Origin of the sequence: Acerihabitans sp., from assembly GCF_036398755.1 — a bacterium.
Classification (GTDB): Bacteria; Pseudomonadota; Gammaproteobacteria; order Enterobacterales; family Enterobacteriaceae; genus Acerihabitans.
On sequence record NZ_DASWOM010000113.1, the window covers coordinates 15152 to 27668 of the forward strand.

Annotated in this window: 7 protein-coding genes and 1 pseudogene; 7 read left to right on the forward strand and 1 reads right to left on the reverse strand. The window is 61.7% G+C overall.

Annotated elements, in window-relative coordinates:
* The first annotated feature begins 129 nt into the window (after nt 1-129).
* From VGC33_RS19025 to VGC33_RS19055, 7 genes are all read left to right on the forward strand, one after another.
* Nucleotides 130-1590: a M20 family metallopeptidase gene (locus VGC33_RS19025; RefSeq protein ID WP_331122347.1), complete on the forward strand. Its 1461-nt coding sequence runs from the start codon at nt 130-132 to the stop codon at nt 1588-1590.
* Between the two features lie 46 nt (nt 1591-1636).
* Nucleotides 1637-2353 (forward strand): ABC transporter permease, encoded by a 717-nt coding sequence (locus tag VGC33_RS19030; protein WP_331122348.1) that lies wholly within the window; start codon nt 1637-1639, stop codon nt 2351-2353.
* Entirely contained in the window at nt 2353-3078 is a 726-nt protein-coding gene (locus tag VGC33_RS19035; RefSeq protein ID WP_331122349.1) for an ABC transporter permease, read from the forward strand. The genes VGC33_RS19030 and VGC33_RS19035 overlap by 1 nt, the downstream gene beginning before the upstream one ends.
* 57 nt (nt 3079-3135) lie before the next feature.
* Entirely contained in the window at nt 3136-3993 is an 858-nt protein-coding gene (locus tag VGC33_RS19040) for a transporter substrate-binding domain-containing protein (RefSeq protein ID WP_331122350.1), read from the forward strand.
* A gap of 172 nt (nt 3994-4165) precedes the next feature.
* Nucleotides 4166-5686 (forward strand): SrfA family protein, encoded by a 1521-nt coding sequence (locus tag VGC33_RS19045; RefSeq protein ID WP_331122351.1) that lies wholly within the window; start codon nt 4166-4168, stop codon nt 5684-5686.
* Complete coding sequence (locus VGC33_RS19050; protein WP_331122352.1) at nt 5687-8671, forward strand: virulence factor SrfB; 2985 nt, start codon at nt 5687-5689, stop codon at nt 8669-8671.
* A complete protein-coding gene (locus VGC33_RS19055) occupies nt 8668-11202 on the forward strand; it encodes a virulence factor SrfC family protein (RefSeq protein ID WP_331122353.1) in 2535 nt (844 codons plus the stop codon). Before VGC33_RS19050 ends, VGC33_RS19055 begins: the two co-directional genes overlap by 4 nt.
* Before the next feature lie 182 nt (nt 11203-11384).
* Here the strand turns inward: VGC33_RS19055 and VGC33_RS19060 are convergent.
* A pseudogene (locus VGC33_RS19060) lies at nt 11385-11696 on the reverse strand (helix-turn-helix domain-containing protein); the annotation flags it as partial.
* Between the last annotated feature and the right edge of the window lie 821 nt (nt 11697-12517).

The window sequence follows — 12517 nt, forward strand, 5'->3', positions numbered from 1 at the left end:
ATTGGCCGGGCCATCTTGGACCGGCGCATCTGAAAAGGCGCCTATAACTGGCCTCGTTCTTGCTTGTAGTTGACTATGGGTTGTACATGTATAGATAAGTTCCATCACTGCCGTTAAAGGATTGCCGTCATGCCGTTGCGCACAAGTAATGAAGAGAATGGGGTCGTCGACCCCGCGTTATTGCACCAGATCTGGTCGTTTATCGATGAGAAAAAGCATAGCTTTTGCGATCTGAGCGATCGGATCTGGGCCACGCCCGAAGTGAACTACACCGAAATAAAGTCCTCGCGGGCGCACCTGGAGATGCTGAAAGCACAGGGGTTTCGCGTGACCGAGGGCGTTGCCGGCCTGCCGACCGCCATGATGGGCGAAGCGGGCGCGGGCGGCCCGGTCATCGCCATCCTCGGTGAATACGATGCCCTGCCCGGCCTGAGCCAGCAGGCGGATGTGGCGCGGCCCGTGGCGTTGGAAGACGGCGGCAACGGCCACGGCTGCGGCCATAATATGCTGGGTTCCGCCGCGCTGCTGGCCGCTACGGCGGTCAAGGATTTTCTGGCTGCCGAAGGTCTTCCGGGACGGGTGCGTTTTTACGGATGTCCGGCGGAGGAAGGCGGCGCGGGCAAGGGGTTTATGGTGCGCGCAGGCCTGTTTGATGATGTTGATATCGCCATTTGCTGGCATCCCGGCGCGTTTAACTGCGTAAAGGAACCCAATTCGCTGGCCTGTAATGAAATCAACTACCACTTCCACGGCCGCGCGTCACACGCCTCGGCCACGCCGCACCTGGGCCGCAGCGCCCTGGACGCGGTGGAGCTGATGAACGTGGGCGTCAATTATCTGCGCGAGCATATGCCGAACAGCGCGCGCATTCACTACGCCATTACCGACTCAGGCGGCTTTTCGCCGAACGTGGTGCAGGCCAAGGCGACGGTGCGTTATCTGGTGCGCACCCGCACTTTGCCCGAACTGCTGGAACTGTTGGCGCGGGTGGACAAGGTGGCCGCGGGCGCGGCGCTGATGACCGAAACCACCATGAAACGCAATATTCTCAGCGGCGACGCCAACCTGGTGGCGAACCGCGTACTGGAAGAACTGATGCAGTCGCATCTTGAGCTGCTCGGCGGACCGGGATTCAATCAGGCTGATTACGACTATGCGGCGCGGTTCCAGCAGACCATGTCCGCCGAGGAAATCAGCAGCGCGTTCCACCGCGCCGGCCAGGCCATGACGCCGGATGAAATGCTGTGTGATTATGTCTTGCCCCTTGACCGGCCGGCCAGCACCATGATCGGTTCCACCGACGTGGGGTCGGTCAGTTGGGTGGTGCCGACCGTCCAGGCGCAAAGCGCCACCTACACCATCGGCACCCCGGGTCATTCATGGCAATTGGTGGCGCAGGGCAAATCCTCGCTGGCCCATAAAGGATTGGTCCACGCGGCCAAGGTCATGGCCAGCACCGCCATTGGCCTGATAAAACAGCCGGCGCTTATCGACGCGGCGAAACAGGAGCATCAGCGCCAGCTGAACGGCACGCCGTTTATCAATCCGATCCCCGACGATGTCACTCCGCCCTTTCCAGGCAGCCACTGATGACCGCCGCTAAGGCACGCCGTCGTTTAAACGCTAAGGAGAGAGCATGGCGGACCTAGGCTTTTTCCAGACCCTGAGTTTCGGTCCCGGGGGATGGGGGCCGATGCTGTTGTCCGGCGCGCTGATGACGGTAGCCCTGTCGGTGTCGGGTTTTATGCTGGCCGGGGTTATCGGCGCGCTGTTTTCCTGGGCCAAGCTTTGCGGCAACCGGCCGGTACGCGCCGTCGCCGACCTTTATACCACCGTAATCCGCGGCATTCCGGACCTGCTGATTATTTACCTGCTGTATTTCGGCGGCAGCCAGGCCTTGACGTCGCTGGGCAAGCTGTTCGGCGCGGGGCATTTTATCAGCTTTCCGGGCTTCCTGGCCGGCATGCTGGCGGTGGGCATCGCGGCGGGCGCGCAGCAAACCGAGGTGTTTCGCGGCGCGTTCCTGGCCATAGCGCCGGGCGAACTGGAGGCCGCCACGTCCCTGGGCATGACCGCCTCCGTCCGCCTGCGTCGCATCATTATGCCGCTACTGCTGCGCCACGCCCTGCCGGGCATGGGCAACGTCTGGCAGTTGGTGCTCAAAGCCGCGGCGCTGGTATCGGTGACCGGCCTGGCCGAGCTGATGAATAAGGCGCAGACCGGCGCCGGATCGACCGGCAAACCCTTTGACTTCTACTGCGCCGCGGCGCTGCTGTACCTTTTGATTTCCGCCTGCTCCGGATGGTCATTAGCCAAAGCGGAAACCTACTACTCGCGCGGGGTAAGGCGCTAATGGACGTGGAATTTCTCTGGCAGACCTTTTTGCAGCTGATCCCCGGCATTCCGCTGACGCTGAAATTAGCCTTTTATTCCGTGGCCATGGGCTTTTTGCTGGCCTTTCCGCTGGCCCTGGCACGGCTCTCGCCCTTTATCTGGCTTAGCGCGCCGGCGCGTTTTTATGTCTTTTGCCTGCGGGGAACGCCGCTGCTGGTACAGCTGTTCCTGATTTATTACGGTATGAGCCAGTTTGAAGCGGTACGCAACAGCTGGTTGTGGCCGGTGCTGCGCGAGCCTTATGGCTGCGCGCTGCTGTCGCTGACGCTGTGCACCGCGGCCTACGGCAGCGAGATCCTGCGCGGCGGACTGCTTTCGGTGCCGCATGGGGCGGTGGAGGCCGCGCGCGCCTGCGGCATGAGCCGCCTGCTGGTGGTGCGGCGCATACTGTTTCCCATGGCCATCCGCCAGGCGCTGCCTGCCTATGGCAACGAGCTGATTTCCATGGTGCAGTCCACCTCCCTGGCCTCGATTATTACCCTGATGGACATTACCGGCATTGCCGCGCGAATCATTGCCGATACCTACCGGGCGCTGGAAGTATTCCTGGTGGCGGGACTGATTTACCTGCTGATCAATCTGATCATTACCCGGCTGGTCATGTGGTTGGAATACCGGTTGACCCCGCATCTGCGCGCACGCGTCGCCACGGCGGATAAAAAGCCGCTGGAAAATGTGCGCTGACCGATCGTCTTTTGCGCCGAAAGGCGCATTTTCCCTCGTTATTACAGGAGTAAAGCAATGAACTTGGCAAATCTGGTACGCGTGTTATGCATTACCGCCACTCTGGCGACCAGCTTCGGCGGCCATGCCGAAGAGGGGAAAAAATGGACGGTGGTTAAAATCGCCACCGAAGGGGCGTTCCGGCCGTACAATTTTACCAAAGCCGACGGCACCCTGGATGGGTTTGAAATTGATCTCTATAAGGTGCTGTGCGAAAAAATGAAGGTGGAATGCCAGATTATCGTACAGCCCTTTGCCGGGGTGATCCCGGCGCTGAACGCCGGAAAATTCGACGCCATCATGGACGGGCTGTCCGCCACCGAAGCGCGTAAAAAAATCATCGATTTCTCCACCTCCTACAGCAATGCCGGACAAACCTTTGCGGTATTGAAAAACAGTCCGCTGGCCGCCTTGCCGGACTTGGGAACCCGGTTCTCGCTTAACACTGATGAAGCGGGCGCTAAAGCCGAGCTGGAAAAGTTGACCCCGTTGCTTAAAGGTAAGGTTATCGGCGTGCAGGGCTCCTCCATCGGCCAGCAGTTTCTGGAAAAATATCTAAAAGACGTGGTGACCCTGCGCGAATATAAAACCACCGAAGAGCACGATCTTGATTTGAAATCCGGCCGGGTGGATATGGTATTTGCCTCGGTGACGTATCTGAACGGCGCCAAGTCTAAACCCGGCAACCAGGATATCGTCCTGGCGGGACCACAGTTTATCGGCGGCATTTTGGGCAGCGGTTCGGCGGTCGGCATCCGCAAGACCGATCCAGAGCTGAAAAAAATGTTTGATGACGCCATCGCCGGCGCCAAACAGGATGGCACGCTGAAAACGCTGACCGTTAAGTGGTTCGGTATGGATACCACCCCGCAATAATACCCCTTCCCGGCCCTCGGGTCGGGTCTGCCCCCGTTCGATACCCCGAGTATTTGTCTTTTTTGCCGCCTATTCGGGCGTTTGATTTGCCTGCGCCGGATTTACAGTATCGGCTGAAATAAAAAATTCTTTATTCCCCGATGGACGTTACTTTTTCAAAGGTCCCTTTTGCGTGGCAAAATCATTTTTACGTAGCGGCGGTTTGCTTGATATTTATGCGTTGGGCGAACAGGGCCGGCCGGTGTATGCATCGGCGCTGGAGATACGGGAAACCCTGCGTCTGCGGCATCAACAGCGGATCGCCGACTGCCTGGCCATCCCTCAGCCTAATGAGGATGGCGATCGCCTCGACTGGTATTCGCCCCGCGCGGGCGGCATTTCCTCCTGGGCCGGCGCCAGCGATGCCGAACGCGCATCCGCCCTCCTTGAACTGGAAAGCTGCCAGGCCGCCATCGCCGAACTGTGCCGGCGCGCCGGTACGGCGGAAAAAACCGCCCACCGGCTGTTTGGCGCGCTGCTGTCCAAGACCATGCGTTTTCCCGACCGGCATTATGTTTACCTGGTGGGCGGCAAACCGGTGCTGACGTTTTGGGGTTTTGTCGGCGCGGATAAAAAAACCGACCCCGACGCCTTTGCCTGCCTGCGTCCGACCGTGGCGGAGTCCGTCGGGGACGAAGGGGGTGTTGCCGACCTGGCGCGCGATGTCGACCGCGCTTCCCCACGCATCGATATCCACGCCGCCGCGGCGGATAACAGGCTGGTGCCGGCACCCGACGTCCCGGCGCCGGCGGTCGGCGCCACATTGTGGCGGCGCTGGTGGTGGACCCTGCCCGCGCTTGCCCTGACGGCCCTATTGGCGCTGCAAATCCGCGGCTGCGTGTACCGCCCGCACCCCATCCTGTCGACCTCGGCGCTGGCCGCCCTTGAGGCGGAAAAACGCGCCCTGCCCGTCGCCGGTCCCTTGTCCGGCACTGTGCGGCCGCTGGAAAAACATCGCCCCGGCGCACTGGACGGTGGGCTGATTGCATCCGACGCGGCTTCCCCGGCAGAACAGGCGCTTCCCGCCGATGCCGCCGCCGGGGTAGCGCGGCCTAAACCTGTCGGGGAAACGGCGACGCAGCCACCGTCGGCATCAAACGGCACCGCCGCCGATGTGGCCAATGGCCGCAATAGCGCACCGGATCCCGCCACGGCGCAACTCCCCGCCGCTGCGCCTGCGACGCGGACGAAAGCCGTGCCGCCTGTCGCCGCCGAGCCGCCGGCGCTGGACACGCAGGTATCGTCCCCCGTCCCGGCCGCCGTCGGCAGGAACGCGCTGACGCTGCCGCCGGCGACGTTGAAAATAGGATCGACCGACTTCCTCAACGGCGGCTGGCGCGCCATCGTGGATATCAAGGAGCCGCTGACCGGTAAGCCGCCAAGCCTTAAGTACCAGCTTAACCATGGTAAAGGCACGGTGAAGATTACCCATGGCGACGGAGTGACCTGTCGCGCGGCGGTGGACGCCGGATTGATGAAATCGGGCAACCTGATAATCAACAGCCGGACCAAGGCCCGCTGCAGCGACGGCACCCGCTATCAAATGCCGGAAATCGTCTGTCGCCAGGGCGCAAAAGGCGTCGCCGAGTGCAAAGGCCGCTATGACGCCACTACGGCCTTTCCGATTACGATGAAACGCGAGAGTGAACAATAAATGCTGGCGACGATTACGGATTACCCACAGTGCATCCAGCTGATCCGCGACAGCGGCATTCAGTTTCTGGACTTTGCCCTGACGCCCGGCGTTAACGCCGGTCTGCCCGGCGCCTTTGTGCGCCAGACCGCCAACGGGCCGCTGTTGCGCCTGGATTATCACGCACAGACCGGTAAGTATTCCGTCCCGGTGCCGGCAGGCGCGCCGCCGGAGGTGGTGAAACCCGAATTCAGTTTCGGGCTGGAACAATCGCTGGCGTTGCTGGATAAACTCTGGCTGCCGCTGCCCATGTTCCGTTCAACACCCCCGCGCGCCCTGCCGGGCGGGCCGGATAACTGGGCGCGGGTGCGCATTTGCGCCCTGGATGCGCCTGACCGGCACGGCTTTACCCACCGGGTCAGCATCGCCTTTGATACCCGGGTTTATCCGGCCGCGCACGCCGAGTCCTCGGTGGCCCCCAACGAAAACGATATCCATAACGGCATCGGTTTTATCCTGGCGCACCGTAGCGACGAACTCGGCGAATTTCTTGACCTCACCTGGGTCGACGGCTGGCTGCGCGAAGTCTTTACCCAGCAGGCGACACGGCGCGAGGATCGCAGCGCGCGGGAGATGGAAGTCGCGTTCCGCTCGTTTGAATATCAGGCTCATTATCTCAATTTGCTGGCAATGCTCGGCGAACAGCTGCGGGTACCTGAGATAAAAATCAGCGCCGGCACGCTGCAAGAGCCGGTGGTGAAGGTGGATTTGATCCTGGACGTCGGCAATTCGCACACCTGCGGCATCCTGGTGGAGGATCATGCCGATGAGCCCAATGGGCTTAAGCTGACCAATGAACTGCAGATCCGTGATCTGGGCGAGCCGCAGTTTTTATATAACGAACTGTTCGAGAGCCGCGTCGAGTTCGCCCAGGCCCGGTTTGGCAAACCCGGCTTCTCGCTCGAAAGCGGGCGCGACGACGCCTTTGTCTGGCCGGCCATTACCCGTGTCGGCCGGGAGGCCGCGCGCCTGGCGCTACAGCGCCAGGGCGTAGAGGGAGCCACCGGGATCTCAAGCCCGCGGCGCTATTTGTGGGATGAGGAAAGTTTTGCCCCTGGATGGCGGTTCAGCCAGTGCCCCGGCGGTGCGGCGCATGAACCGCCGGCGCTGGCGGCGCCGTTTACCCATCTTATCAATGATGAGGGCCGGCCGCTTTACCTGCTGGACGCCGACGATCGCCTGCCGGCGTTTTCAGCGCATTACAGCCGCAGTTCGCTGATGGCCCTGATGCTGTCCGAACTGCTGGCGCAGGCAATAATGCAAATCAACAGCGTGGCCCAGCGGCTGAAAATGGGCCACGATGGGGCGCCGCGCCAGTTGCGCACCATCGTGCTGACCCTGCCCTCGGCGATGCCGAAACCGGAGCGGGAGATATTTTTCCGGCGCATGCACGAGGCGATTGGCCTGGTGTGGAAAACCATGGGCTGGCACCGGGCCGATGATCCCTTTTCCGTGCCCGGTGATTGGGCCAACAGCCGGGTGCCGGTGCCCGAGGTGAGAATGGATTGGGATGAAGCCACCTGCGGTCAAATGGTCTATCTGTTTAACGAAACCCAGGTTAACTTCGCCGGTCATAGCAATGCGTTTTTTACCGCCATGGCGCGGCCGGACAAAGCGTCCACGGAGGGGGGCGCGGGCAAAACCCTGCGCATCGCATCAATTGATATCGGCGGCGGCACCACCGATTTAGCCATCACGCAATTTAGCCTGGACGACAGCGGCGGCAAGGATGTCAAAATTACCCCGCGCCTGCTGTTTCGCGAAGGTTTCAAGGTCGCGGGAGATGATATCCTGCTGGAGGTTGTCCAGCAGTTTGTCCTGCCCGCCCTGGAGGCGGCGCTGGTCACCGCCGGCATGGACAACCCCGGTGCGTTGCTCGCCAGGCTGTTTGGCGACGAGGGGCGCATGGACGGGCACGGCACGCTGCGCCAGCAGGCGACGCTACAGCTGTTTATGCCCATCGGACGCGCTATCCTGGCGGCCTATGAACGTTTTGATCCGCTGGAAAACCGCACGGAAATCGATGCCGTCTTCGGCGAACTGTTGACCCGCACGCCCACGCGCAACGTCCTGGCATATATTCACGGTGAAGCGCAGCGCTGCCTGCCGGCGGATGCCGCGCCGTTTGATATTTTGCGCGTGCCGCTCCAGCTAAGACTGGGCAAGCTTCACGACGGATTCCTGACCCACCGCATGACGATCACCCAGCATCTGCGGTCGTTGTCCGAGGTTGTCGCGCTGCATGACTGCGACGTGCTGCTGCTTACCGGCCGGCCGGCGCGTTTCCCGGGTATTCAGGCCCTGTTCCGCCACCTCCAGCCGCTGCCCGGTAACCGCATCCTGTCGCTGGACGGCTACCACACCAGCGCGTGGTATCCCTTTAACCAGCACGGTCGCATCGATAATCCAAAATCCACCGCGGCGGTAGGCGCAATGCTGTGCCTGCTGGCGCTTAGCCTGCGGTTACCGGGGTTCTATTTTAAAGCCGGTGATTTCCAGCCCTATTCCACCCTGCGCTACCTGGGCATGCTGGACGGCAACCACAACCTGGCCGCCGATAAGGTCTATTACAGCGATATCAATCTTGACGCGCCGGATTTCAAGCTGGACGCCAGGGCAGGATTTCGCATGCGCGGCGCGTTATGCCTGGGTTTTCGTCAACTGGACAATGAACGCTGGCCGGCATCCGCGCTGTATACGCTGTCGATCGCCGATCCGGCGCTTGCGCGGCGCGTGGCCGGGAAAAGCGAGCTGCGTATCCGGCTGGCGGCGGCGGGTGGCGACAAGCAGACCGGGCCGGAAGGTTTCGTGATAGCGGAGGCGGTGCTGGAGGACGGTACCGCCGTGCCGCGCCAGCATTTGCGCCTGGCGTTGAATACCCTCGCCGACAGCGGTTCAGGCGCGACCGAGTATTGGATCGATAGCGGGAGCATAGTGAAAAAATGAGCCAATTAAACACCACCCCGTTACCGGCGCGGAGCAAACCCGGCCGGGCGTCCGACCCGTTGGCGCCGCAGTTGCAGAACCAGCTGCATAGCCGCCAGCACCAGGTACTGCAGGGAATCGAACAGGCGATGGACTGGATCGCGGCCACGCGCCGCGATGCGCCGCGCCTGGATATGGAGGCCGGCCGGCTGGGGATAAAGCTGCGCCGCTGCCGTCTCCAGGCCCACCATCTGTACAACGCCTCGCACACCGAAAGCGCCATTGGTTTTTTCGGTGAGTCGGCGCGCGCAAAGCTGCATCTGATTACCGCACTGGCCGTGGGGCAGGACGAGCGGCTGACCACCCTGCTTGGCGGCAAACGCCTGGACGTGCCGTCACTGATTGAGCCGCCAAGCCGGGCTTCCGGGCTGGTGTTGCGGTTCTCCCAGCGGCGGCGAGCGGAAAACGACGCCTGCCCGGTCCAGCTCTCGCTGCTTAATGAAGCGGATATCGCCATGCTGATGCTGACCGTTTCGCTGCGCGATGTCGATAGCGAGGCCGCCGTCCGCGGCCTGGACGATCGGGCGCTGGATGACAGCCTGGACCGGTTGATTGCGCTGCGGCAGACGGAACCGGTTGCCGGCATGAGCGGCGACGCCGTGGTGGCATTATGGGATTATGCCGGCCGCCACGACGGCCGGCGGCAAAAACAGCTTGAAGCGCGGTTCTGGCCGGTGGCGGTTGATCTGGCGCCCTATCTCGCCATCGGGGATCGGGCCGATCTGTTTTCGCTATTATGGCAAGGACGCGAAGACCTGAGCGCCGCCTACCGTCATTTCGCCGCTATCGTCCAGCATCTGGGCGGCGCGCGGCAGGTGCTGGCGCCGTTGGGCGTGCTGGTGGACGATAATGCGCAGCGGGCGGACGGTATCCTGGACGGCGCGGCGCTCTCGCGCCTGCATACCGCCGCCGACCCGTTAATCCAGGTGGTGCCGATGCTCAACGGCCGCATGGGAAAACCGGTTGAACTGACGATGGCCGAGCTGGCGATGCTGGCCATCGAACTGCTGATCCCGCTGGACATTCCCGCGTCCGCGCGCGCGGACGAAAATCTCGGCGCGCAGCTGGATTTTATTGATTTTGCCGGTATCGACGGCAGCCTGGCAACCGCCGCCGCCGCCGCCGCCCACGACGACGAGCCGGCGCCTGACGCCGGCGCAGCCTACCCGCTGGCGCAGCCCCTGCTTCGCGCCCGCCGCGCTTATTTGCCCGAACGTTATGCCGACGCCCAGGCGGTCAATGTGCTGTTGGTGTGCACCGCGGCGCAGAACCGTTCGGCGGTTGGCGCCGTCGGCACGCTGCTGGACTATTGGGTCAGGCGCACCCAGGCGGAAAACGCCGGGGTGCTCGGCCGGCATAAACCGGGGCTGATTTGGGCCTTGACCCGGTTCGATCAGCGCGTGGTCCACGGCCGCAATCACGACGCGGCCGTACAGCGCTATATCGGCACGCCGGGCGATACCTGGGGCACCCTGCTGGCCACGGATTCCCGTGGCGTCAACGCCCTTGAGAGCTACCTCGCCGCCGTGGCGCAGCGCGAGACGGCCCTGCTGCGCCTTAGCGAGCAGACGATGGCGCTGCAGCGCGAACTGGCCGAAACCCTGCTGGGTGAATGGCACCATGCCGCGATCCATGAAGATCCGTTACAAAAACAACAGATCGCGCACATCCTGCTGAAGGCGCTACAGGCGCGCGCCGGTTTGCACGGCGAGCTGCTTGAACATCTGCTGCCCACGCGCGAAGAACTGCGCCGCCTCTATTTGCAAACCTCAGCCCACGCCGCCGGCGATGACGAACCGATCAATAACCCGTCGGCCGACGGTACCGGGCCGTTTGGCGTCGGCGTCGCCTTGGATCTGCTCGCCGCTCCCGAGGCGCCTGGCGGCCAGCTCATTATCAGCGCGGACATGTCCGGCGCGACGGATGACAAAATGTTTGCCCGCAGCGTGCAGCGCTATTGGGTCAATCATTTGCGTAACCTGCCGGAAAACGCGCCGCTGCTGGCATTGCTGGGCCTCGCCAGGCCGACCATGGTCATGTTGATGGCGGAATTAATCACCGCCGCCATCCGGCTTGATATCCTGGGCCTGCTGGAGGAGAGGCTGGTGGATCTGGCCCCGCCGGGCCTGCCGCCCGAAAGCAAAGCCGACCGGCAGGTGGCGCGGGCGCTTGCCGTTTTGGGCGATTTTGTCGCCTGGCTGGGATTTACGCGTCTGAGCGCGGCGCAGCGCCCCGACAGCCGCATCAATCCCGGCCACAAAATATTTGCGCGTCCGGCGGCGCCCGGGCTTGGCATTGACGCATCCCACCGCCTGACCCGGCTTGACGCCGCCCCGGTAAACAATACCGCTTTCTACGTCTACGATTGGCTGGTGGGGCTTAATACGCTGGTCCGGCAAAATGCGGGACATACCGGCGGGGAGGAGATCGGTCTTGCGCAGCGCGAGCGCCTGGGCGCCATCATCAGCCTGATTAAACCGGCCCTGGACTAAACACCGGTTTGCCGGCGGCCCCAGCCGCCGGCTTTCGGGTAATAACAGCGACCGCCCTGTTTTCCCGGCCGGTTAAATCCGCTTACTTAAAAAACCGGTTGCGACGTATGTACCGAGCGCTTAGCTGGGATATACTTATCATCCATCGCTTCTTCCGGATGATAAGGATAGGCCATCTGCGAACGATAGGCTCCCGGCGTCTGGCTGAACTGGCGCTTGAAGGCCCGGCTAAAGGACTGCTGCGAATCAAAGCCGCTTTGCAAGGCGATATCGAGGATGCTATGGTCCTTAAGACACAGCTCCGAGGCGGCGCGTGACAGCCTGCGGGTGCGGATATAGGTTCCCAGCGCATCACCGGTCACATTGCGGAACATCCGCTGCAAATGCCATTTGGAATACCCGGATTTGGCGGCTACGTGATCCAGAGATAATGACTTATCCAGATTGTTTTCCAACCATTCCATCAAATCCTGAATAATGACCTTCTGATTCATATAGACATTCCCCGTAAAAGATAACCTGGCACTAACAATATGACCGGTCGTATTTTTAGTCAACCTCTTTTTATTAACGAACGATAATTTTATCATAAGCCGCCGGTAAACGCGCAACACAAATCAAATAGATTGCGGGGAGAAAGAGGGCTGGGGCGGAGGTTTATGGCGCCTCGGCGTGGAGTTCGCTTGCCTTGCGTCAGGTATTTATATGTTTTGCCAGGTGCCGGCAAGCGACAAGAAGGGGCTCACGCAAGCCCCTTCTTGACTTCCCCGCGCCGGCAGGTCGCGCGTCGCTGCGCGATGCCTTCCGTCGCCCATGCCCCCGTTATGCACCGGCCCGGTTTGCGCTCCCGGCGCCACCGGGCCTTTCGCCGCTCCCGGCGGCTCATGCCGGGGTCACAGGCAACGTCAGCGCGCTCTATGCCGGGACCTGTGTCGCGGTCAGCAATGCGCTTTATGTAGCGATAGCATTGCTGTCGCTTAGGATAGGGTCTGGCGGCGAACTACCGTTGAAGTATTGGAACGCAGATGCATAGCGAGAAACAGGTGATGCAGCCATGCAGTTCAATAATCATAAAACCATATAGCTATGTAGCACAGGAATCACAAAACCAAGCACCCTTGTACCCGTGAGCAGTGAGCAGTGAGCAGTGAGCAGTGAGCAGTGAATACTGAGCCGTGAGAGATGAGTTGAGGTGTTAACTCTTAACGCAAGATAATTATAATGGTTTTCCCGGTAAGTGCATACCGCTCCGGCCCCTAAGACGCTATGTTACCAACAGACGATGGTGTTGACCTTGTGCCGGCATAGAGTGCGC